Source organism: Rhizobium sp. FG96 (assembly GCF_057808655.1).
This window is the reverse complement of the sequence record NZ_JBMDIL010000019.1, coordinates 20485-41348: the sequence shown is the minus strand read 5'-3', so window position 1 is coordinate 41348 and position 20864 is coordinate 20485. Positions and strand designations below refer to the sequence as shown.

The window sequence follows — 20864 nt, the reverse complement described above, 5'->3', positions numbered from 1 at the left end:
TCCTCAGCGTCCAGTCCCGAGAATGGCGCCGAGCAGCCTGCCTTCGAGCTCGGCAAGTTCCGGATTGCCATGCCGGCGCGGATGCGGCTGGGGAATGTCGAGATCGAGCGCGATCCGCCCTTCTTCCAGCACGATCACCCGGTCCGCCAGATGCACCGCCTCGCTGACATCGTGGGTAACGAGAACCGTCGTGAAACCGAGCTCGCGCCAGACGCGGTTGATCAGTTCCTGCATGCTGATCCGCGTCAGCGCATCGAGCGCGCCGAGCGGCTCGTCGAGCGCCAGCACGCCGGGCTTGCTGACGAGTGCGCGGGCCAGCGCCACACGCTGTCGCTGACCGCCTGAGAGCCGTGACGGCCACTCCTTCGCCTTCTCCGCCAGCTGCACTTCGGAAAGCACGGCCGCTGCTTCGGCGAGCGCCAGACGCTTGTCGATCCCATCGCCGAGACCGACCGCGACATTCTCCGCCACGCTGAGCCAGGGCAAAAGCCGCGGCTCCTGAAAGACGATGCGCGCATTCGGCCGCTCGCCGTTACCATCAGCGGTCTCGAAGCGGATGCCGCCCGCCGTCGGCTGATCGAGGCCCATCAGTACCCGCAGCAGCGTGCTCTTGCCGCAGCCGCTCTTGCCGATGACGGCGACGAACTGACCGGCCGGAATATGCAGATTGATGCCGCGCAGCACGCGGTTGCCGCCAAAGCTCTTCTCCAGCCCGGTCAGGGTGATGGATGCCGCCCCGGCTGGCGGTGTCGCAGGCTTCTCGCCGTGCTCCACATGATCCGGCTCGATGGAGCCGTGGAAACGTTCACGGGTGATCACGCTCATCGCCAGCTCCTATTGCTGATAGATCGGGTTCCAGGTGAGCGCCCGCCGCTCCAGCGCCCGGGCAACGACATCGGCAAGCTTGCCGAGCACCGCATAGATCACCAGCGCGAGCACCACGACATCGGTCATCATGAATTCACGCGCATTGTTGGCCATGTGGCCGATGCCGGAGGAGGCGGCAATCGACTCGGAGACGATCAGCGTCAGCCACATGATCCCCAGCGCATAGCGCAGCCCGACGAAGATCGACGGCAGCGCGCCTGGAAAGATCACCTTCCGGAACAACGTCCAGCTGCCCATGCCATAGACGCGGCCCATCTCGATAAGGTCGCGATCGACATTGCGCACGCCGTGATAGGTGTTGAGATAGACGGGGAAGAGCACGCCGAGCGAGGTCAGAAACAGTTTCGATTCCTCGCCGATCCCGAACCACAGGATGACCAGCGGGATCATCGCCAGATGCGGAATGGTGCGCAGCATCTGCAGCGTCGTATCCGTCAGCTGCTCCGAGACCTTCGAAACGCCGTTGGCGATGCCGAGCAGGAAGCCGATCGCGCCGCCGACCAGCAGGCCCGCAAAGGCGCGCCCGGCACTGACCAAGACGTCATGCGGCAGCTGGCCGGAAATCGTCGTCGACCAGAAGGCGACGGCGACATCGGCTGGAGACGGCATGATGCGCGAGGAGATGAACCCGGCCGACGAGGCGATCTGCCAGCAGATGACGATTGTCACCGGCAGGAGATAGGCCAGCAGCGCCGCACCACTGGGGAAGGCGGGCAGCGCCCGGCCCTTCCGGCGGCACGTCCCTGCCGCAACCCGCGCAAACGGCGTTTCGAATACCGACATGCTCTTCTCCTCGCTTGCTTTGATCAGGAGCCCGACACGACCTTCAGGTTGCCGCCATGGCTGCCGCCGGCGAATACCTGCTTCGAACCGAAATCGTCCGGCTGATCGAGACCGAGCTCGGGAAACAGCAATTCGGCAACGCGATAGGCCTCTTCCAGATGCGGATAGCCGGAGCCGATCACCGTCTCGATGCCGAGTTCCTGATATTCGCGCAGCCGCGCCGCGACCGTTTTCGGCGAACCGACCAGCGCCGTACCGGCGCCGGCGCGCACTAGGCCGACACCGGCCCAGAGGTTCGGAGACACTTCCAGCTTGTCGCGGCGGCCACCATGAAGCGCCGCCATCCGCGCCTGACCGACGGAGTCGGACTCCTTGGCAAAGCGAAGCTGCGCTTCCTCGATCGTCGCATCGTCGAGCTTGGAGATCAGCCGATCGGCGGCCGCCCATGCCTCTTCGTCCGTCTCGCGGACGATGAAATGCAGGCGGATGCCGAAGCTGACTTCGCGGCCCTTCTTGGCGGCAGCCGCGCGCACGCGCTCGATCTTCTCCCCCACCTGTGCCGGAGGCTCACCCCAGGTCAGATACTTGTCGACGCGGCCGACGGCGAAGTCGATGCCGGCATCGGAGGAGCCGCCGAAATAGAGCGGCGGGCGCGGGTTCTGGTAGGACGGGAAGCCGAGGCGTGCATTGGTCGCCTTGATATGCTTGCCGTCGATGCTGGCGACGCCCTTTTCCAGCAGCTCCTCCCAGACATCGAAGAACTCGTTGGCATGGTCGTAGCGCTCGTCATGCGGCAGGAAGATACCGTCACCGGCAAGTTCGGCCGGGCTCCCGCCAACGACGATATTCAGGAGAACGCGGCCGTTCGAGACCCGGTCGAGCGTCGTCGCCAGACGTGCGTAATAGGCTGGAGACGCCGTGCCGGGACGGATCGCCACCAGGAACTTGAGCTTCTCCGTATGTTGCGAAAGCGCCGCCGCCGTGACGAAGGATTCCTCGCAGGCAACGCCTGTCGGCAGCAGCACGCCGGAAAAGCCGAGGCGATCGGCTGCCTGGGCGATCTGCGTCATGTAGCCGATCTCAGGCGCACGCGTCTGGTCGGAGGAGCCGAGATAGGCGCCGTCGCCGGAGGTCGGAATGAACCAGAGAAAATCGATTGGTTTGGAACTCATCAAATTGTCCTTTCGTGAAATACGGCTCAGCTGGCCTTCGGGCGCCAGACGATATCGCCGGTCGTCAATTTCTTCGGCACGATACCAAGCGCGTAGAACTCGTCAGCCAAGGCCTGCTGGTAGGCCGCAGCGCCATCGGTGATCGTCGTCACGGCACCAAGATCGGCGCCCGGGCGGCTGAGGGTGATGCGCGTCACATCGGCGGGAACACCGGTGATCTCGGAAAGCTCCTTGACGGTCTCATCGAGCTTGCCCTGCGCCGACTTGCCGACTTTGGCGAGCTCGTCGATCACATCGACGACCACCTGGCCGTTGTTGTCGGTGAAGTCCTGATTGGCGAGGAAGAAGCTGTAGGAATCGACGAGCCCTTCGGCGGTCGTCAGCACCCGGGTATCGGGATCGGCTTGGGCGATGGCGAGGTAGGGATCCCAGATCGACCAGGCATCGATGCTGCCGGTCTTGAAGGCGGCAGCAGCATCCGGCGGCGCCAGATCGAGCGCCTGGACGTCATCGATAGTCAACCCACCCTTGCGCAGCGCCTTGACGGCGACGTTATGGGCGCTGGAGCCGCGCTTGAAGGCTAGCTTGGCACCCTTCAGGTCTTCGAGTTTCTGGATCGGAGAATCCTTGTGCACCAGGATCGCCGACGCCGCCGGGCTGCCGCGATAGGTTCCGACATAATAGAGATGGCCACCCGCAGCCTGCGCGAAGAGCGGCGGCACGTCACCGGTCGCGCCGAAATCAAGAGCGCCTGCCCCGAGCGCTTCGAGCAGCGGCGGCCCCGAGGTGAATTCCGACCAGCTGACCGAAATGCCCTTGTCCGCAAGCCGCGCCTCCAGCGCGCCGCGCCGCTTGGCGAGCGCCAGCACGCCGTTCTTCTGCCAGCCGATGCGGAACTCGGTGGCAGCAGCCGCCCGCGCCGGTTTGATGGATGGCAGGACGGCGGCAGCTGCTGCGGCCCCAAAGAGACCAAGGGTCTGACGGCGTGAGATCATGGCTTTCCCCTTTATCGGCGATACGAAGCGCATCACCGTTGCGTTGCGATGACCTGATAATGAGAAACTCTATAAATTAGATCGACAATTATATTTGTGAGTTTTGGCGCGGCGGAAATTTTCCTGACCGGATTGCCGGGCTCCCGCAGAATTTTATTCTCCGGGTGCCGCGTTGGCGTACCGCCGCCAGCCGGCGGTGCCTTTCCAGCCTTCCCACTTTCCGCTAATCATGCCGCAGCATCAGGAGAAGGATCTGGCATATGGCAAAAGTCGCTTTTATCGGTCTCGGCGTCATGGGTTTCCCGATGGCGGGCCATTTGAAGACGAAGGGCGGCCATGACGTCACGGTCTATAACCGCACCGCCGCCAAGGCCGCCGATTGGGCGGCAAAGTTCGGCGGCAAATCCGCCCCGACCCCGGCAGAAGCTGCCGCAGACGCCGATTTCGTCTTCACCTGCGTGGGCAATGACGACGATCTCCGCTCGGTGACAACAGGCAAAGGTGGCGTTCTCGAAGGCATGAAGAAGGGTGCCGTCCTGATCGACAACACCACGGCAAGCGCCGAAGTGGCTCGCGAACTCGACGAAGCCGCCCGGGCCAAGGGCTGCCATTTCATCGATGCACCGGTGTCCGGCGGCCAGGCGGGCGCCGAAAACGGCGTGCTGACCGTGATGTGCGGCGGCGATGAAGCGGTCTTCGAAAAGGCAAAGCCCGTGATCGACGCCTATGCGCGCATGGTCGGCCTGATGGGGTCGGCCGGTGCCGGCCAGCTCACCAAGATGATCAACCAGATCTGCATCGCCGGTCTCGTCCAGGGCCTCGCCGAAGGCATCCACTTTGGCAAGCGCGCCGGCCTCGACATCGAGAAGGTCGTCGACGTCATCTCCAAGGGTGCCGCGGGCTCCTGGCAGATGGAAAACCGCCACAAGACGATGAACCAGGGCAAATACGATTTCGGCTTCGCCATCGACTGGATGCGCAAGGACCTCGACATCGTCCTGACCGAAGCCCGCCGCAACGGCGCCAAGCTCCCCGTCACCGCCCTCGTCGATCAGTTCTATGGCGACGTCCAGGCCATGGGCGGCAATCGCTGGGACACGTCCTCGCTCCTAGCCCGCCTGGAAAAATGATCGGCCCGTCCTCGAGCGCAGCAGACCTGATCGCGCATCTGCAGACGCTGCGCTCCGAGGACGGCATTGCCGGCATGGCCCGCTTCGGGATCGTCACCGGCCAAGCACTCGGCATTTCCAATCCGCAACTGCGGAGCATCGCGAGGCTCGCCAGGAAGGATCATCCGCGCGCCCTGGCGCTCTGGCAAAGCGGCATCAGGGAAGCGCGGCTGCTGGCCTTGATGACGTCTGAGCCGAAACGGCTGACGGCGGATGAAGCCAAGGCCTTCGCCGAAGACTTCAATTCCTGGGAAATCGTCGATACCGCCGCCGACCTCTTCGTCGAGGCACGGCTGGACGCTCTCATTGAAAGCTTTGCCGCCGATGAGCAGGAATTCGTGCGCCGCACTGCCTTCGCAATGATCGCCGCTATGGCTGTGCATCGCAAAAAGGATCCCGACGAGACAATTCTCGTCTGGCTGCCGCTGATCGAGGCTCACGCTGGCGACGAGAGGAACTTCGTCCGCAAGGCCGTCAACTGGGCGCTGCGCAATATCGGCAAGCGCAACAAAGAGTGCCATGCGCCTGCCCTGAAACTCGCTCGCCGCCTTGCGGAGAGTTCCGGCAAGACGGCGAGATGGATCGGCAAGGATGCGGTGCGCGAATTGACCAGCGATGCGGTCATCGTCCGGCTGAAATAGCTCAGTCCTCGTTGGACTTGGCGCTGTCGAGCAACATGTAGTCGAGCGGCAGCTGCGTCGAATACTTGATCTGCTCCATAGCAAAGGCTGAGGAGACGTCGCGGATTTCGATCTTGGCGATCATCCGCTTGTAGAAGGCGTCATAGGCGGCGATATCGGGAACGACGACGCGAAGCAAGTAATCGACATCGCCGCTCATGCGGTAGAACTCGACCACTTCGGGGAATTCGACGACCACTTCCGAGAAGCGCTTCAGCCACTCGATCGAATGGGTCGCCGTGCGGATCGAGACGAAAACCGTGACCTTGGTGTTGACCTTTTCGGGGTCGAGGATGGCAACGCGGCGCTTGATGACACCGTCTTCTTCCATCTTCTGGATACGGCGCCAGCAAGGAGTTGTCGAAAGGCCGACCTTCTTGGCGAGATCGGCGACCGCAAGGGTCGAATCTTCTTGCAGCAGGCGCAGTATCTTACGGTCGAGACGGTCCATATGCGAAAGCCCTTTCGAATTATATTCTCTGTATACCGCGATTCCGGCGCGCGAAAAGAATTTTGTTTCAGTTTATAAGCAGTTTTATTCTGCTTCTGAGCACCGGCAGCAGCTCTTCCTCGAACCACGGATTGCGTTTCAGCCAGCCGCTGTTGCGCCAGCTCGGATGCGGCAGCGGCAGGACGGCGGGCGAGCGGTTTGCAAACAGCGTCTCGCGCCATGACTTGACCGTATCTGTCATATTGCCCTTCGCCGCTGCGCCCATATGCCAGCTCTGTGCATATTGGCCGACGGTTAGGATCAGTTCGATCTGCGGCATCACCGCCATCGCCCTCTCCCGCCAGATCGGCGCGCATTCGCGGCGCGGCGGCAGATCGCTGCCCTTCTCGTCATATCCCGGAAAACAGAAGCCTATCGGCACGATCGCCAGACGGCTTGCATCGTAGAAGGTCTCGCGGTTGACCTGCAGCCAGTCGCGCAGTCGGTCTCCCGAAGCATCGTTGAACGGAATGCCGCTCTCATGCACCCTCAGCCCCGGCGCCTGCCCGGCGATCAGCACCCGCGCCGTGCGCGACAGGATGACGACAGGGCGCGGCTCGTGTGGCAAGGGCTTCGCCGGATTGAGCGGCGCATCCCGGCAGATGCGGCAGGCGGCAATCTCTTCCTGCAAGGCTTCGAGCGTCAGTTCCATCCGACCGCCTGCCCGATCATCCTGACGATGCCGCCACCGGAATGCAGCCGCTCGTCATCACGAAAATCCCGCGGCCGCTCGAACGTTCCGGCCCACAGACCCGAGCGCGCGCCCCTCGCCTCGTCCTCCTCGCTGCGGTAGTCGCCATAGGACAGGGCATAACCCGTTCTCACCATCTCGCCATTGATATCGAGCGTGCCGCTGCGGCAGATCACCAGCAGCCGCTGATATTGATCGCGCTCCGTGCCGCCGCATTGCGTTGCGGCATTTGAGACCAGCCGCTGCAGCGCATCGCGCGCCTCCCGCCCGCAGGCCCATGACTTCCCGTCACGCTGGCAGCTCTGCACCAGCTCCGGCGCATCGATGCCCTTCAGCCGCATCCGCTCGCCGCCGATCGTCAGGCTGTCGCCATCGGCCGCATGGAAGGCGCCGCTATGCACGGTCTCCGCATCGCTGTTGAGCTTCGCCGCGATCAGCCAGATCAGCGCCAGCATCGCAAAGGCGCTCACGCCGTCGCGAATCGTCCTCAAACCGCGCGTCACGCTTCCGCCTCCTTCAAAAACAAACCGTTGAGAGAAATGGCAAACACCTTCTTAAGATTTGCCGGTTACGGTGGAACCATCCGCGGATCAAGTATCAAGTGCAGATGAGTAACGGCGTAAGCACATCGACAGATAAGATTATCGTCGACAAGTCCCGCAGTCACCGCAACAAGCCCGTCTCCAAGGCTGTTCGGCAGACACGCGAGCGCTTGCAGTCGGGCCATTCCTCGACGGCCGCTTTCGATCGCGACGTCCTTCGCATGTATATGACGGCATTCACCCAGGGCGCAGCCCTGATGCCGCTGTTCGTCATCATCATTTCCGCCCTCGGCATCTATTTCACCGGCGACACCGAGATTTTCTTCTGGGCCGTCGCAACGCTTGTCGCCTATGCCGCCAACGTCTATCTCGTCCGCCGCGCCCGCAAGCAGGAAATGACGGCGGAATCCGCCCGCAAGTGGCGCCGCGCCCTGTTGATCGGCCAGCTGCTGATCGGCCTCAGCTGGGCCTTCTTCGCGCTTCAGGGCTGCGCCACCTGCGAGCCCTCCCGCTTCATCCTCTATAAGGGTGCGACGCTGCTCATTGCCCTGTCGGTCACGGCAATGTCGAATTTCATGCTGACGCCGTCGGTGCTCATCACCTTCAGCCCCGCCGTGCTGGCGCTGGCCGTCAAGGCCGGCATTTCCCGCGACGTGCTCGAAGTCAGCCTCACGGCGCTCTTCACCACGACCGTCATCTTCTTCGGCTATATCAGCGACCGCCTGTTCCGCCAGAACCTGCGCATCCTCTCCTTCCAGTCGGAGAAGGACGATCTGATCGCCGAGCTCGAAGTGGCCAAGTCGATGTCCGACGAGGCTCGCCGCCGCGCCGAAGAGGCAAACCTTGCCAAGTCCCGCTTCCTTGCCTCCATGTCGCATGAGCTGCGCACGCCGCTGAACGCCATCCTCGGCTTCTCCGAAGTGATGTCCGCGGAAGTCATGGGACCGCTGAACAACCCGACCTACAAGGAATATACCGGCGACATCCATCGCTCCGGCCAGCACCTCCTCAATCTCATCAACGAGATCCTCGACCTCTCCCGCATCGAGGCCGGCAAGTATGAGCTCGCCGAAGAGGCGATTTCGCTGCTCGATATTTCCGAGGATTGCATCGGCATGGTGCAGCTGCGCGCCAGCGGCAAGAACATCACCATCAGCCAGCAGTTCGAGCAGGAACTCCCGTCGGTCTGGGCAGACGAGAAATCGATGCGCCAGGTCGTGCTGAACCTGCTCTCCAACGCCGTGAAATTCACGCCCCAGGGCGGCGAAATCCACGTCAAGGTCGGCTGGACGGCGGGCGGCGGTCAGTACATCTCGATCAAGGATAATGGCCCCGGCATTCCCGAAGAGGAAATCCCGATCGTGCTCTCGGCCTTCGGTCAGGGCTCGATCGCCATCAAGAGTGCCGAACAGGGCACCGGCCTCGGCCTGCCGATCGTCCAGGCGATCCTTGCCAAGCATGACGGTCAGTTCGTGCTGAAATCAAAGCTGCGCGAAGGCACCGAAGTCATCGCCATTCTGCCGGGCAAGCGCGTGCTGCAGAGCCTCCCCGCCGTCGAGGAAGCACATGCCGTCTCACGTAAGCGGAAGAGCTTCGCCTAAGGTCAGGCGAAGACGATCGCGATCAGGTGTTTGCCGATCGTGAACAGCAGGAAAAGCCCGCAGGCACCGAGCATGCAGAGAACAGCAAAGGAGCCGAGATCCTTGGCATGCTTGCCGACCATCGAAATTTCGGGGGAGATGCGGTCGATGACTTCCTCGATCGCCGTGTTCAGCGCTTCGACCGCAAACAGCGCCAGCAGCAGGATTACCGCGATCACCAATTCGGCAAGCGTGGCGCCGACAGCGATCAGCAGGATCAGCGAAACGGCGCCGAACAGCAGTTCCTGCCGGAAAGCCGATTCCTTGATCAGGCGCTGGAATCCCGCCCAGGAATAGCTCGCAGCGGCGAAGAAATGGCTGACGCCTGTCAGCTTACGAACGGCAGGTTTCTCCACGGCGTCCTCGTCTTGCGGTCGCGGACGGCGTCTTGCCGCCGTCCATCAGTGAAAATGCGAATACCGTTTCCCGGTCCGCGCCGCAAGCGTCTGTCATCAACCTGTCACAAAGCTGAACGCGACGCGTCCGCTCAATGCTTGTTGGTGACGCCGGCCTGCGCGAAGGTCGCCATGCCGGAATGGCAGGCGGCCGCGGCCTTGACGATACCGGCGGCGAGTGCGGCACCCGTACCCTCGCCGAGACGCATGCCAAGCGCCAGAAGCGGCGTCTTGCCGAGCATCTCGATGGCGCGCAGATGGCCGGGCTCGCCGGAAACGTGACCGATCAGGCAATGGTCGAGCGCCGACGGATTGGCAGCCTGCAGGATAGCACCCGCCGCCGTCGCGACATAGCCATCGATCAGAACGGGGATCTTCTCGACGCGGGCTGCAAGGATCGCTCCCGCCATCGCCGCGATCTCACGGCCGCCAAGGCGGCGCATGATTTCGAGCGGATCGTTGAGATGATCGCGGTGCAGCTCGACGGCGCGCTCGACGGCGGCCACCTTGCGCTCCAGCATCTCGCCTTCCGAACCCGTGCCGGGGCCGACCCAATCGCGTGCCGAACCGCCGTAGAGCGCATAGTTGATCGCCGCTGCGATCGTCGTGTTGCCGATGCCCATCTCGCCGATGCAAAGCAGGTCCGTACCACCGGCAATCGCTTCCATGCCGAAGGCCATGGTGGCGGCGCAGTCACGCTCGGAAAGCGCCGCTTCCTGGGTGATGTCGCCGGTCGGGTAATCGAGCGCCAGATCGAAGACCTTGAGGCCGAGATCGTAGGCCACGCAGATCTGGTTGATCGCCGCACCACCGGCCGCGAAATTCTCGACCATCTGCTGCGTCACCGACGGCGGGAAAGGCGTGATGCCCTGGCGCGCAACGCCGTGGTTGCCGGCAAAGATCGCCACCAGCGGCCGGTTGACGGCGGGCGCCCTGCCCGTCCATGCCGCCAGCCAGAAGGCGATTTCCTCGAGGCGGCCGAGCGCGCCCGGCGGCTTTGTCAGTTGCGCGTCGCGCTCGCGCGCCGCAACCAGCGCCCGGGCATCCGGACCCGGCAGCTCGCGCAGCAGCGCGCGGAAATCGTCGAACGGCAGACCTGAAACGCTCATGAAGGGACTTCCTTGTACTCTGTTTTTCCCGGCTTGCCGGGGCCAACTTGTCTTTTCGCAGCAAATCGGCTTCTTTCGTCGCGACTCTCTTAAAGCCAGCGGCAGAGGCGAACAACTCCAAAAGCGCCGCAGCTTCCATGCATGAAGTGGGGGACATGATCATCAAGGCCTATGCGCTCGACACCGCCCGCGCCGTCGCGTTCCTGAGCCGCATCCCCATGCCGTCTTTCGTCTTTGCCGGCGATGACGGCAAGCTCAGCCGTACCGCGCGCGCCTTCCCGCTGGCCGGCCTACTGATCGGCGTCATCCCCGCCGCAATCTTTCTGCTGCTGCTCGGCCTGCGCGCCGACCGCCTGATGGCAGCGCTCGTGGCAATCGCCGTGCTCGCCATTATCAGCGGCGCGCTCCACGAAGATGGACTGGCGGACACCGCCGATGGCCTCGGCGGCGGGCGCGACCGGGATCATGCCCTTCTGATCATGAAGGACAGCCGGATCGGCAGCTACGGTGCCCTCGCCCTGATCCTCTCCGTAGCAATCCGCGCCGCCGCACTCGCCGCCATCGCCCGCGAAGTCCCGTCTATGGAAGCCGCACTCGCGATCCCGGTCACCGCCTGCCTTGGAAGGTCCGCGCTCGTCTGGCATTGGCACCGCCTGCCCCCGGCGAAGGCGGACGGGCTTGCCGCATCTTCAGGCAAACCCGGCGAAAGCGCCATGCATATCGCCGTCGTCTCCGGCTGCCTGTTCGCAGCGCTGATCGTCTGGCCGGTCATGGGCCTGCTGCCGCTCGTCTGCAGCCTGCTGGCGGCCGGCATTTCGGTTCTCGTCTTCACCCTCTACATCCGCCGCAAGCTGAACGGCCATACCGGCGATACGCTCGGCGCCGCCGAACAGATTTCCGAGATTGCCGCCTTCTGCGCCCTTGCCATGGCCTTGTGAAACAACGATATATCGCTCATGCAAACACCCTGCATCAACGTATGCTCGATGGACCCCGCAACCGGCTTTTGCATGGGCTGCGGCCGCACGATCCAGGAAATCGGCGGCTGGATGAGCTATTCCGATGCGGAGCGCGCCCGGCTGATGGCTGTTCTCCCCGCCCGCCTCTTCGATGGCCCCGCGCAGAACGATAGCCGGCAAAATACCAACGCGAGGCACTCCGCATGACCCGGCTGACGGTCTTCCTGCTGATCATCGGCATCGGTCTTGCAATCCTTCTCTTCAACAACGGCAATGACCGGATCATGGGCATGGAAGCCGATGATTTCGGCCGGATGGTCTATCTGCTGCCGATCGCGCTGATGCTGTCCGCCGGCGTATGGGCAAGCCGGCGCAATATCGGCGAGACGATGCGCAATCTGATGATCTGGCTGGTCATCATCCTGGCGCTCGCCACCGTCTATCTCTACCGGCAGGATCTGCAGGGCGTAGGCAACCGGTTGCTTGCCGGCCTCGTGCCCGGCCGCGCCGTCGTCGTCACCACCAGCGAGGGCGGCAGCGAGGTCATCCTCCACAAGCTGCTAAACGGCCATTTTGAAGCCGACGTTGCCGTCAACGGCCAGACCATCCAGATGCTGGTCGATACCGGCGCCAGCATGGTGGCACTCTCACATGCCGACGCCGAACGGATCGGCATCATTCCCGAGAACCTCGAATACTCGATGACCGTGATGACCGCCAACGGCCGCACCCGCGCCGCCCCCGTCACCCTCGACCGCGTCTCCATCGGCCCGATCACCCGCACCGGCGTCGCCGCCAGCGTCGCCGAAGACGGCAAACTCGACCAAAGCCTTCTCGGGATGAGCTTCCTGGAGACGCTGGGCTCGATGCAGATGCAGACGGACGAGCTGCGGCTGCGGGATTGAGACCGCGACCAAGATCGACCATTGGTTGAATTTTAGCCACAACCAAGTGGCGGCCCATTAGATTTGCTTAATACCTTTTTGCGACTATCGGCCTGTCTCATTTGATTGCCGATCCGAGCACACCGTGAACCATCCATTGAAACGTCATACTGGATCTGGCCAGGCCTCCCCGTCCGATGGCATGCCATCGGCTTCACCTGACGAGGTGCCTCTTATCGTCGATCTGGACGGCACCCTTGTAAGATCGGACCTGTTTCTCGAAAGCATCTTTGACGCATTTGCGCGACATGGCTGGGGCATTGCCGGCGGCGCTATCTCGCACGCTGGATCGCTCCAGGCTCTCAAAGCTTATTTCGCGAGCGTATCGCAGATAGATTACGCCCGGCTACCATTCAGCGAGAAGGTTCTTGCCCTCATCGTCGCAGCAAAGGACGAGAACCGGCGGGTCTTTCTTGCCACGGCCGCAGACCGTATTCATGCCGATGAGATTATCAAACAGCTGCCGTTCCTTTTCGACGGCGTCTTCTCATCAGACACGAACACCAACCTGAAAGGCGAGCGCAAGGCGGAAGCACTGCGAGCTGCCTTTGGCGATCGTTGTTTCGATTATGTTGGCAACGGCCACGATGATTTCCGCGTCTGGCCGCATGCGCGGCGCGCCTTCAGCGTTGAGCTATCTAGGCGGCAAGCGGCTCGCCTCAATGCGACTCACGACGATCACATCGTCCTGGCCACCCCGCACCCTCGATATCGTGCCCTGCTCGCCGCCATGCGTCCGCATCAGTACGCAAAAAACGCGCTGGTCTTCGTCCCGTTACTCACGTCTCACGAATTTGCGCCTGCGGCGTTTCTCGCTGCTTTTCTCGCCTTGGCAGCCTTCTGCCTCTGTGCTTCCGGCGTTTACCTGCTGAACGATCTGCTGGACCTTCAGGCGGATCGTGGCCACCCCTCAAAGCACCTTCGCCCATTTGCCGCCGGCAAGCTTCCGTTGGCATGGGGCATATTGGCAATCCCGATTCTCACGATAACCGCCTTCGCGATTACCCTGCAGCTACCTCAGCAGTTCGGATTGTTGCTGCTGACCTATCTCGGCACCACGGTGCTCTACTCCTTCTCACTCAAGAAGAAGATGATCGTCGATGTCGTAACGCTCGCCATTCTCTACACAATCCGCATCTTTGCGGGTGCCGCCGCTATCGATGTTGTCGTTTCCGAGTGGCTGTTCACCTTCTCGCTGATGATTTTCGCCGCGCTCGCGCTCATCAAACGCCATGTCGAGCTGGCGGCAAGGCTCGATCGCGGCCTCGCAGATCCGAGCAACCGTGACTACAAGCTCTCTGATCTGCCCGTGATCGCGGCACTGGCAGCCGCCGCAGGTATGAACTCGATCACAGTGCTCGCGCTCTATGTGTCCTCACCGGAGATCACAGCGCTCTATTCCCATCCGCACATCCTCTGGGGACTTTGCCCGCTCTTTCTGTACTGGATCGGGAGAGCGCTGATGCTTGCGCATCGCCGCGTCATGCACGACGATCCGATTCTCTTTGCATTGCGCGATTCAAGAAGCTGGGCGGTGGGGATCGCGGTCATCGCTACAATCATTGTCGCACGGTGACGCCGGTGCACCACAATACGGCTCGCCCCATGAACAAGGCGCTCGCCCAACTGCTCAGCGCACCCGAATACGCCGTCGTTGCTCTCGCGACAGTGCTGAGTTTCGTTCGCACCGGCTATCTGCCGATCAATAACAATAACATCTACCACATCCCGATCCTGAAGGCGTCTTTCGATCTGCCACAGTTCGCTAACGATCCGTTCGTCCAGTCGTTGCGGCACTTCTCGTCGGGATTCTGGATGATTTTCACCGGCGCCGGGCACGTCGTTGATATCAAGCTATTCCTGGCCTTCTGGTTGATCGTCACCCACGCCTCTTTCCTTGCGGCTGCCCTCCATTTCGCCAGGAGCCTCGGCTACACCGATCGGCGCCTGCTCAACACCTACACCTTGCTGCTCTCGCTGGCGGCTCCGCTCATTGGAACGACCGTCGGCGGCGGCGGGGTAATGCTTGAATACTTCACCCATTCCGAGCTAGCGAACGCTTCGCTAATCCTTGGCTTCTCCCTTGCCATCAGACGAAATTATGCCGCCGCCGCGGTCGCGACCGAGCTCACATTCTTCCTGAACGCCTTCATGGCGATATGGATGGTCCCGCCATTGCTGGCACTGGCGGTCTGGCAGATCCGCATTCAGTCGATCACTTTCCGGCGGTTGCTTTTGCAAGGCTTGCTCGGATCGCTTCTTGGAGCAATCCTACTCGTACCCCCGGTCTACAGTGTTCTCACCAACCACGCGATCGCTACGCAACAGAACTTCTCCTATCGGCTGTTCCTTCGCGGCTATTACCCCAAGCATTTCTTCATAGACGCAAACAGCTGGCTGGAGCTGCTGAACCTGTCTGCCGCCAGCGTTCTCTGCATCGCAATACCCGCGAAATTCGCACGTCAAATGCTTGCGGTACAATGGCTAGCCGCCGGCGCAATTGCCTTGGTCGCTGCCGGCGCGCTTGTTCCCATCATTACCGATTCAGCAATGGTGCTGAACCTGCACCTCATTCGCAGTGCCGTGATGATTATCATGCTGTCGACATGCGTCATCACATTGCTGGCAGCAAGCTGGCTGACCAACTCAGGAGATTGCTTTGCTGCATTTCGCGGCATCATCGTTGCTACGACGGTAATGACGGTCTCCTTCGGCGCCCTGATCGTCCTCCTATTGCTGGCGCTCTATCGCCGCGAAAACAATGCTGATCGTCGCGGTGTTGCCGATATCAGAGGCAAGATCGTTGCAACCTTGTCGATCGCAGCCGGGTTCATGCTTGCCCTCAACCTATACGCAACTGCATGGCAGCAGCTGCAGCTTTCAGCCGTCATGAGCGACTGGGAAAGAATGGGAATCTGGACGGATAATTCTCTGCCCCTAAACGCAAAATTTCTGATCTGGAGAGACCCGATATACGAGTCCCCGCTCGGCTTTCAGTATTCGGCAGACCGGCAGCTGATATCGGACAGCAAATTCGGCGCAGCTGTTATGTGGTCGCCGACGTATTTCCCGATTTATGCGAAGGATCGCACCGAGCTGAAATCTGTCGGCGCGGCTGGCAACAAGCTGAATTACGCGGCAACGGCCGGTGCCGACTATCTTGGGGCTGATTGCTCCTTCGCCGTCACCGCACCAATTTTTCACCGGCAAGGACAAGCCTGCCTTTATGCGGTGGCGACGCCTTAAGACGCCCCGCCTTTATCGGCACATCCATGGAACTTGCACGCTCCGACAGGGTTCAAACCTTGAAAGGAGGCCGTCATGGACAACCGGACCAAGGACATTGCCGACGAATATATGCGTCTCGGCGGCCATCGCCGGGCGGTGGTGGACGATAACATCGTGTCCACCCGCAGCTGGGAAACCGACACCCCGGAGGCGGCTGCATTCTGGAAGGCGCGCGTCGAAACGCTCGACACGGACAGCCGCAGGCAGGTCGAACTCTTTCTGCCGACCATCAATGCCAAGTGAGCGGCTGCCAGCGCAAAGAATAGGAGATCACCATGTCGAATACCGTCAGAACCGGCGGCAAGGATGCCTTCAATGGCGTCAGCCGCACCCATTTCGGACAATCCGTCGAAAGCCAGGCGCAGATGGAAGATGCCGCCCGAGAGCACGGGCATGCAACAGGCGACGAGGAGCTGAACGTCTATCGGCTGGTGCCGATCGCAGCCCTCACCGACACCAACTGGCAGAACGCGCCATCACATGGCGAAGTGATCGTCGCGGCCCGCACGGCAGGCGATGCGCGGATCGTGGCGGCAAGCCGGGAGCTCGATTTCATGGAGATCGACTCCGCGCCCGCCGAGGATGTCACGACGATCAATGCCAGCGCCTTCCGCAACGACAAGCTCTACAGCGTCATCGAGATCGAGCATGGCCGCAGCGATCTGCAGCGTGGCGTGCTCGAAGGCGAGATCGGCGTCGGCAATATCCGCCCGACGCAGAACTGAGTTTTGTTGGCTATATCAGGCAGCCGGTGAGGACAGCGACATGCGGGGATATGGCAGGTTCATCATCGGCTGCGCTGCGGGTCTTGCGGCGGCTTTCCTGCTGAACTGGCTTGTCGTGATCGAAGGCACCCTGCAGCTTCTGATCTTCGGATTGCTGCCGGCCTTCGGTGGCGCGATCCTCGAGAGATATGCACGTTAAAAGGCGGCAGGCATCAGCTCGAGGCCGAGAGCCAGAGAAAGCCGGTGCTTCCCGTGTGGCTGTCGCTCACCTTCGAATGGTTGTAGCTGACGGCAAAGGCCAGCGAGCACATCGCGACCATGAACGCGACAGCGAACAAAATTTGCAGTCTGATCATTCTCGGCGTCCGTATTCTAGTGGCGGTAGAATCTTCACCGCCGTCCGAAGACAGAAGTGAAGGAGACGCTAGCGATCCCCTCGCTTCGCAAAGCTAATTAAGCACACTAACGATAAGGTTGTCGCGTGACGGAAGCGTGACAAGGCAAGATTTCCACACGTAAACGCGAAATCACGCCACCATAGGTAAAATCTTCCTTGAGATTTCGGCTATTGCACAGCCATGCATTGCACATTTGCATCACGGCGATACGTGTCGACGTACGAATTCAACACCTGCGTGCAATTGCACCTCAGTTGCGAAGCCGGTAACCGGTCTTGAACATCCACCCAAGCGTGCCAAGGCAGATCGCCAGGAACAGCGTGATCATCGACAGACTGATCAGCGGATTGACATCGGCGATCCCGTAGAAACTCCAGCGAAAGCCGCTGACGAGATAGAGCACCGGATTGAAATGGCTGACTGCCTGCCAGAAGGGCGGCAGCATGTTGATCGAATAGAAGCTGCCGCCGAGGAAGGTCAGCGGCGGCACGACCAGCATCGGGATCAGGTTGAGCTGCTCGAAATTACCGGCCCGGATGCCGATCATGAAGCCGAACAGGCTGAAGGTGATGGCGGTGAGCAGGAAGAACAGGATCATCATGAAGGGATGCTCGATGCGCACCTCCACGAAGGCGTTGGCCGTCAGCAGAATGATCAGCCCGATCAGCAATCCCTTGGTGGCGGCGGCACCGACATAGCCGAACAGGATCTCGGTCATCGCCACGGGCGCCGACAGCACTTCATAGATCGTCCCGGTGAATTTCGGGAAATAGATGCCGAAGGAGCCGTTGCTGATGCACTGGCCGAGCAGCGTCAGCATGATCAGGCCGGGCGTGATGAAGGCGCCGTAGGAAACGCCCTCCACCGTCTGGATCCGCGAGCCTACGGCTGCGCCGAAGACGATGAAATAGAGCGAAGTGGAGATGACGGGCGAGACGACGCTCTGCAGCAGCGTGCGGCGCGTGCGGGCCATCTCGAAGAAATAGATGGACTTGATGGCTTCGATATTCACTTGGCGCCTCCCACGAGTGCCACGAAGATATCCTCGAGCGAGCTCTGCCGCGTCGAGAGATCCTTGAAATGGATGTTGTCGGCCGAAAGCCGGGTCAGGAGCGCCGCGATGCTTTCCTGTTCGTTATGCGCATCGAAGTTATAGACCAGCCGCGCACCGCCCTGCTCCAGCGACAGGCCGTTTCCGGCAAAATGCTCCGGCAGTTTGTCGAGCGGCTCGGCGAGTTCGAGGATCAGCTGCTTGCGGCCGAGCTTGGCCATCAGCGCCGCCTTCTCTTCGACCAATAGCAGCTTGCCGCCATTGATGACGCCGACGCGATCGGCGATCTCCTCGGCCTCTTCGATGTAATGCGTCGTCAGGATGATCGTCACGCCGGATTCGCGCAGCTGCTCGACGACGCGCCACATGTCCTTGCGCAGCGTCACGTCGACACCGGCGGTCGGCTCGTCGAGGAACAGGATTTCCGGCTCGTGGCTCAGCGCCTTGGCAATCAGCACGCGCCGCTTCATGCCGCCCGAAAGCTGGCGCAGCGTATTGTCCTTCTTGTCCCAGAGAGACAGGTCGCGCAGCACTTTCTCGATATGCGCCGGGTTCGGCTTCTTGCCGTGCAGCCCGCGCGAGAAGCTGACGGTGTTCCAGACCGTTTCGAACTGGTCCGTCGTCAGCTCCTGCGGCACAAGGCCGATCATGGTGCGGGTCGCGCGGAAATCTTTCACGACGTCATGACCGCCGACGAGCACTTCTCCGCCGCTCGGATTGACGATGCCGCAGACGATCGAGATCATCGTCGTCTTGCCGGCGCCGTTCGGGCCGAGCAGTGCCAGGATCTCGCCCTTCTCCACATCGAGATCGATGCCCTTCAGGGCCTCGAAGCCGTTGGCGTAGTGCTTGGTGAGATTGCGGATGGAAATGATGGGAGCCATGCGATTTTTTGGACGTTTCCTCTTATTGTGCCGCTATATAGTCCCTTTATGACACTTTGACATCCCGCAGCCCGTGAACACACTATTCAGAGGGCAGCCCATAGTGGCGCCAAGCAAAGCGGCTCATCGAAAATCGTCTTTCCACCGCATTTGTCATCAACCGGTGATCTTTACGGGGGATAACGGCCACAGAGGCAAGCAACGGTTCCCGCGCCGCCGCCCATCCCTTTGCGGAACCGTCATCGGGCGCTCGTTACGCCCCTTATTTCCGCTGTCTCTATTTGTATCGAAATGCCGCTGTAAGCACGAACACTTTGAATATCCGGTCGATCTCCCCTGAAGGCCGGTCAGTCTGAGCCGGCATTTCGCCGGCTTTCTTTTTGTCCGCTCACCACTGTCCGTTCACGCCGCAGCCGAAGGGCGGCAGCGTCTTGCCTTCAAAACGGCTCTTCAGCATGCCGCAGCCGATGTCGCGGATCGGCCCCGGCATCATCGTGTTTAGGCTGATGCCGACTTCATCGAACGGGTCATTCGCATAGGCGACATAGGCATACCAGCGCCCGCCGAACACGGCGGCGGCAGCAACGACCACGACAAGAATGAGCATGATGAAATTCGGGCGCTTGCGTTCGGCCATCCGGGCTCTCCTCTCAGGAAGAGCCCGTCAGATCAGATTCCCCTGTCGAGGCCAAGCCATCAGCCTAGCTGCAATAGACCCGACCGCTCTTGCGCTCTCTGAGATCGAAATGGAAATGATTCCAGTGCTCCGGATTGCTGCCCGGGCCAAGCACGGTATTGAAATAGCGGCAGCTATCGCTGCGCACCGCCTTCAGCAGACGTCCCTCCCGGAAGGAGAAAAGCCCCTTCTTGCGGATATCGATCTCGTGGCCGTTCTTCAGCACGAACTTGCCGACATCGATCGCGTTGCCATGCGCATGCTCGGACATCGGATTGTATTTCTGGCGGCTGTTGTTCATGCGCCGGCAGGAATAGCCGCCGAGCGGCTCGATGGTCTGGATGCCCGACCAGTAGCGGAAGCGCGCCGAGGGCGCGAGCTCGTTCTTCACCCACTTGGCAAAGGCAAGCGTCACCTGGCAGTTCAGCGTCACAGCCGGCTTCACGCCGATATTGCCAGAAAGGCCCTGCAGCGAGATCGGATACGGCACCTGGCAGGCCGGACCGTTGGAGATCGCCGGCTTGTCGGAATAGATCACGCCGAGACGCTTCAGCTCCTGGCGGCAGGCGCGCTCGGAGGCAGGCATCATGCCGGGATCGGCGGGCATTGCCGGCGTGCTCATCATCGGGTTCGAGGGCCGCAGCATCGCCACTTCCTGGCTCTCGTCCTCTTCGGGAACGCGCTGCGGCGCGACAACGGCGCTGCCGTCGTTCCAGACGCGGGCCTGGCTCATCTGCGCCTGTGCGGCGGGTCGCGGCATGGCGTTGCGCTGCGTCGGCGCATCCGTGCCGATGCCATCGACGACGGGCTCGGCGGTCTCGCCCTCGGCGATCTGCTGTTGCTGCTCCTGCGCGAGCCCGACCACCGGTTCGGCGCCGAGCTCGGAATCCATGTTGACGCCGCCGTCGGGCACCGAAAGCTGCTGTGTGCCGCCCCAGTTGCCGGCTGCGTTCTGTGAGCGCGGCACCTGCTGCTGGGCGAGCGCCTCGTCACTATCGATCATCGGCAACCTGCGGCCGGACGCCGGAGCGACATCGCCTGCAGCATGGCCCTCGCCTGCAAGGTTCGGCGTATCGAGATAATCGACCGATCCGCCGGCGCGCGAGACGGGCGCGGATGCAGGATAGGACTGCGCCGTTTCCATCGGCGCCATGCGCATGGCCGACTGCCTGGGGGGAGAAATGGAGCTGACTTTCGTGCCGGTATCGACACTTGCAGGCGGCACGAGGCCGTCACTGACGGAACAGGTCGTGAGCGCCGTGGAAACCAGCGTGGTCAGCACGATACGCCGCAAAAGAGAGACAGACACAATACCCTCCATCGCCCCGCAGCCCTGCTTGCAACCTGAAGAATTCCGCTCAAATTTAAATAAAACTGGTGAAGGA

The 20864-nt window shown here is 61.7% G+C and carries 25 protein-coding genes; 11 read left to right on the top strand and 14 right to left on the bottom strand.

Annotation, left to right across the window (positions count from 1 at the left end; all coding sequences use genetic code 11):
- Positions 1-3 precede the first annotated feature (3 nt).
- Genes ACODR6_RS29045 through ACODR6_RS29030 form a run of 4 tightly spaced genes read right to left on the bottom strand, consistent with a single transcriptional unit; the run spans position 4 to position 3838 of the window.
- Positions 4-825, bottom strand: a complete 822-nt coding sequence (locus ACODR6_RS29045; RefSeq protein ID WP_489025889.1) for an ATP-binding cassette domain-containing protein — start codon at positions 823-825, stop codon at positions 4-6.
- Between the two features lie 9 nt (positions 826-834).
- Positions 835-1671, bottom strand: a complete 837-nt coding sequence (locus ACODR6_RS29040) for an ABC transporter permease subunit (RefSeq protein ID WP_489025887.1) — start codon at positions 1669-1671, stop codon at positions 835-837.
- 23 nt (positions 1672-1694) lie between these two features.
- Complete coding sequence (gene ssuD / locus ACODR6_RS29035; RefSeq protein ID WP_489025885.1) at positions 1695-2843, bottom strand: FMNH2-dependent alkanesulfonate monooxygenase; 1149 nt, start codon at positions 2841-2843, stop codon at positions 1695-1697.
- Between the two features lie 26 nt (positions 2844-2869).
- Positions 2870-3838 (bottom strand): aliphatic sulfonate ABC transporter substrate-binding protein, encoded by a 969-nt coding sequence (locus tag ACODR6_RS29030; RefSeq protein ID WP_203428715.1) that lies wholly within the window; start codon positions 3836-3838, stop codon positions 2870-2872.
- 260 nt (positions 3839-4098) lie between these two features.
- On the opposite strand from ACODR6_RS29030, the gene ACODR6_RS29025 reads away from it, so the two are divergent.
- Together ACODR6_RS29025 and ACODR6_RS29020 are read left to right on the top strand one after the other, a co-directional pair.
- A complete protein-coding gene (locus ACODR6_RS29025; protein WP_203428714.1) occupies positions 4099-4968 on the top strand; it encodes an NAD(P)-dependent oxidoreductase in 870 nt (289 codons plus the stop codon).
- On the top strand, positions 4965-5648 hold the full coding sequence (locus tag ACODR6_RS29020) for a DNA alkylation repair protein (protein WP_489025882.1): 684 nt from the start codon (positions 4965-4967) through the stop codon (positions 5646-5648). Before ACODR6_RS29025 ends, ACODR6_RS29020 begins: the two co-directional genes overlap by 4 nt.
- A 1-nt stretch (position 5649) precedes the next feature.
- On the opposite strand, the gene ACODR6_RS29015 is transcribed toward ACODR6_RS29020, so the two are convergent.
- The 3 genes from ACODR6_RS29015 to ACODR6_RS29005 form a co-directional block, all read right to left on the bottom strand.
- Positions 5650-6138 (bottom strand): Lrp/AsnC family transcriptional regulator, encoded by a 489-nt coding sequence (locus ACODR6_RS29015; RefSeq protein WP_112387170.1) that lies wholly within the window; start codon positions 6136-6138, stop codon positions 5650-5652.
- Positions 6139-6205: 67 nt separating this feature from the next.
- Positions 6206-6829: a uracil-DNA glycosylase family protein gene (locus ACODR6_RS29010; RefSeq protein WP_489025880.1), complete on the bottom strand. Its 624-nt coding sequence runs from the start codon at positions 6827-6829 to the stop codon at positions 6206-6208.
- Complete coding sequence (locus ACODR6_RS29005) at positions 6820-7371, bottom strand: thermonuclease family protein (protein ID WP_489025878.1); 552 nt, start codon at positions 7369-7371, stop codon at positions 6820-6822. The genes ACODR6_RS29010 and ACODR6_RS29005 overlap by 10 nt, the downstream gene beginning before the upstream one ends.
- Before the next feature lie 104 nt (positions 7372-7475).
- Between ACODR6_RS29005 and ACODR6_RS29000 the strand changes: the two genes are divergently transcribed.
- Positions 7476-9011 carry a sensor histidine kinase gene (locus tag ACODR6_RS29000; protein WP_489025876.1) on the top strand — a complete coding sequence of 512 codons (1536 nt, stop codon included), beginning with the start codon at positions 7476-7478 and terminating at the stop codon, positions 9009-9011.
- Between the two features lie 2 nt (positions 9012-9013).
- Here the strand turns inward: ACODR6_RS29000 and ACODR6_RS28995 are convergent, their stop codons facing one another.
- Complete coding sequence (locus ACODR6_RS28995) at positions 9014-9406, bottom strand: diacylglycerol kinase (RefSeq protein WP_489025874.1); 393 nt, start codon at positions 9404-9406, stop codon at positions 9014-9016.
- A gap of 131 nt (positions 9407-9537) precedes the next feature.
- The gene (gene cobT, locus ACODR6_RS28990) at positions 9538-10554 is read right to left on the bottom strand and encodes a nicotinate-nucleotide--dimethylbenzimidazole phosphoribosyltransferase (protein WP_199629484.1); all 1017 of its coding nucleotides are present in this window, start codon (positions 10552-10554) and stop codon (positions 9538-9540) included.
- Between the two features lie 155 nt (positions 10555-10709).
- Between cobT and ACODR6_RS28985 the strand changes: the two genes are divergently transcribed.
- The 8 genes from ACODR6_RS28985 (at position 10710) to ACODR6_RS28950 (ending at position 16669) form a co-directional block, all read left to right on the top strand.
- A complete protein-coding gene (locus ACODR6_RS28985) occupies positions 10710-11492 on the top strand; it encodes an adenosylcobinamide-GDP ribazoletransferase (protein WP_489025995.1) in 783 nt (260 codons plus the stop codon).
- Positions 11493-11510: 18 nt separating this feature from the next.
- Positions 11511-11720, top strand: coding sequence for a DUF1289 domain-containing protein (locus ACODR6_RS28980; protein ID WP_489025871.1), 210 nt, complete (start codon positions 11511-11513; stop codon positions 11718-11720).
- A complete protein-coding gene (locus ACODR6_RS28975) occupies positions 11717-12418 on the top strand; it encodes a TIGR02281 family clan AA aspartic protease (RefSeq protein ID WP_199629482.1) in 702 nt (233 codons plus the stop codon). The genes ACODR6_RS28980 and ACODR6_RS28975 overlap by 4 nt, the downstream gene beginning before the upstream one ends.
- 124 nt (positions 12419-12542) lie before the next feature.
- Positions 12543-14033, top strand: coding sequence for a UbiA family prenyltransferase (locus ACODR6_RS28970; protein WP_489025869.1), 1491 nt, complete (start codon positions 12543-12545; stop codon positions 14031-14033).
- Positions 14034-14062: 29 nt separating this feature from the next.
- Entirely contained in the window at positions 14063-15703 is a 1641-nt protein-coding gene (locus ACODR6_RS28965; protein ID WP_489025867.1) for a hypothetical protein, read from the top strand.
- A gap of 75 nt (positions 15704-15778) precedes the next feature.
- Positions 15779-15988 (top strand): hypothetical protein, encoded by a 210-nt coding sequence (locus ACODR6_RS28960; protein ID WP_489025866.1) that lies wholly within the window; start codon positions 15779-15781, stop codon positions 15986-15988.
- Positions 15989-16020: 32 nt separating this feature from the next.
- Positions 16021-16470, top strand: coding sequence for a hypothetical protein (locus tag ACODR6_RS28955; RefSeq protein ID WP_489025864.1), 450 nt, complete (start codon positions 16021-16023; stop codon positions 16468-16470).
- Positions 16471-16510: 40 nt separating this feature from the next.
- Positions 16511-16669, top strand: a complete 159-nt coding sequence (locus tag ACODR6_RS28950) for a hypothetical protein (RefSeq protein WP_165402593.1) — start codon at positions 16511-16513, stop codon at positions 16667-16669.
- A gap of 13 nt (positions 16670-16682) precedes the next feature.
- Here the strand turns inward: ACODR6_RS28950 and ACODR6_RS28945 are convergent, their stop codons facing one another.
- From ACODR6_RS28945 to ACODR6_RS28925, 5 genes are all read right to left on the bottom strand, one after another.
- Positions 16683-16826: a hypothetical protein gene (locus tag ACODR6_RS28945; protein WP_162708682.1), complete on the bottom strand. Its 144-nt coding sequence runs from the start codon at positions 16824-16826 to the stop codon at positions 16683-16685.
- A 292-nt stretch (positions 16827-17118) separates the two neighbouring features.
- Positions 17119-17880, bottom strand: a complete 762-nt coding sequence (locus ACODR6_RS28940) for an ABC transporter permease (protein ID WP_489025862.1) — start codon at positions 17878-17880, stop codon at positions 17119-17121.
- Positions 17877-18803: an ABC transporter ATP-binding protein gene (locus tag ACODR6_RS28935; RefSeq protein WP_112716693.1), complete on the bottom strand. Its 927-nt coding sequence runs from the start codon at positions 18801-18803 to the stop codon at positions 17877-17879. Before ACODR6_RS28935 ends, ACODR6_RS28940 begins: the two co-directional genes overlap by 4 nt.
- 388 nt (positions 18804-19191) lie before the next feature.
- On the bottom strand, positions 19192-19440 hold the full coding sequence (locus tag ACODR6_RS28930; RefSeq protein WP_112716695.1) for a hypothetical protein: 249 nt from the start codon (positions 19438-19440) through the stop codon (positions 19192-19194).
- A 64-nt stretch (positions 19441-19504) separates the two neighbouring features.
- Positions 19505-20788 (bottom strand): extensin-like domain-containing protein, encoded by a 1284-nt coding sequence (locus tag ACODR6_RS28925; protein ID WP_489025859.1) that lies wholly within the window; start codon positions 20786-20788, stop codon positions 19505-19507.
- Between the last annotated feature and the right edge of the window lie 76 nt (positions 20789-20864).

Coding starts and splice junctions, on each gene's coding strand:
- ACODR6_RS28965 (WP_489025867.1), top strand. CDS start 14,063: ATGAACAAGGCGCTCGCCCAACTGCTCAGCGCACCCGAATACGCCGTC.
- ACODR6_RS28980 (WP_489025871.1), top strand. CDS start 11,511: ATGCAAACACCCTGCATCAACGTATGCTCGATGGACCCCGCAACCGGC.
- ACODR6_RS28960 (WP_489025866.1), top strand. CDS start 15,779: ATGGACAACCGGACCAAGGACATTGCCGACGAATATATGCGTCTCGGC.
- ACODR6_RS29015 (WP_112387170.1), bottom strand. CDS start 6,138: ATGGACCGTCTCGACCGTAAGATACTGCGCCTGCTGCAAGAAGATTCG.
- ACODR6_RS28935 (WP_112716693.1), bottom strand. CDS start 18,803: ATGGCTCCCATCATTTCCATCCGCAATCTCACCAAGCACTACGCCAAC.
- ACODR6_RS28930 (WP_112716695.1), bottom strand. CDS start 19,440: ATGGCCGAACGCAAGCGCCCGAATTTCATCATGCTCATTCTTGTCGTG.
- ACODR6_RS29010 (WP_489025880.1), bottom strand. CDS start 6,829: ATGGAACTGACGCTCGAAGCCTTGCAGGAAGAGATTGCCGCCTGCCGC.
- cobT (WP_199629484.1), bottom strand. CDS start 10,554: ATGAGCGTTTCAGGTCTGCCGTTCGACGATTTCCGCGCGCTGCTGCGC.
- ACODR6_RS29000 (WP_489025876.1), top strand. CDS start 7,476: ATGAGTAACGGCGTAAGCACATCGACAGATAAGATTATCGTCGACAAG.
- ACODR6_RS28985 (WP_489025995.1), top strand. CDS start 10,710: ATGATCATCAAGGCCTATGCGCTCGACACCGCCCGCGCCGTCGCGTTC.
- ssuD (WP_489025885.1), bottom strand. CDS start 2,843: ATGAGTTCCAAACCAATCGATTTTCTCTGGTTCATTCCGACCTCCGGC.
- ACODR6_RS29025 (WP_203428714.1), top strand. CDS start 4,099: ATGGCAAAAGTCGCTTTTATCGGTCTCGGCGTCATGGGTTTCCCGATG.
- ACODR6_RS29045 (WP_489025889.1), bottom strand. CDS start 825: ATGAGCGTGATCACCCGTGAACGTTTCCACGGCTCCATCGAGCCGGAT.
- ACODR6_RS28950 (WP_165402593.1), top strand. CDS start 16,511: ATGCGGGGATATGGCAGGTTCATCATCGGCTGCGCTGCGGGTCTTGCG.
- ACODR6_RS29020 (WP_489025882.1), top strand. CDS start 4,965: ATGATCGGCCCGTCCTCGAGCGCAGCAGACCTGATCGCGCATCTGCAG.
- ACODR6_RS28945 (WP_162708682.1), bottom strand. CDS start 16,826: ATGATCAGACTGCAAATTTTGTTCGCTGTCGCGTTCATGGTCGCGATG.
- ACODR6_RS29030 (WP_203428715.1), bottom strand. CDS start 3,838: ATGATCTCACGCCGTCAGACCCTTGGTCTCTTTGGGGCCGCAGCAGCT.
- ACODR6_RS28955 (WP_489025864.1), top strand. CDS start 16,021: ATGTCGAATACCGTCAGAACCGGCGGCAAGGATGCCTTCAATGGCGTC.
- ACODR6_RS28975 (WP_199629482.1), top strand. CDS start 11,717: ATGACCCGGCTGACGGTCTTCCTGCTGATCATCGGCATCGGTCTTGCA.
- ACODR6_RS29040 (WP_489025887.1), bottom strand. CDS start 1,671: ATGTCGGTATTCGAAACGCCGTTTGCGCGGGTTGCGGCAGGGACGTGC.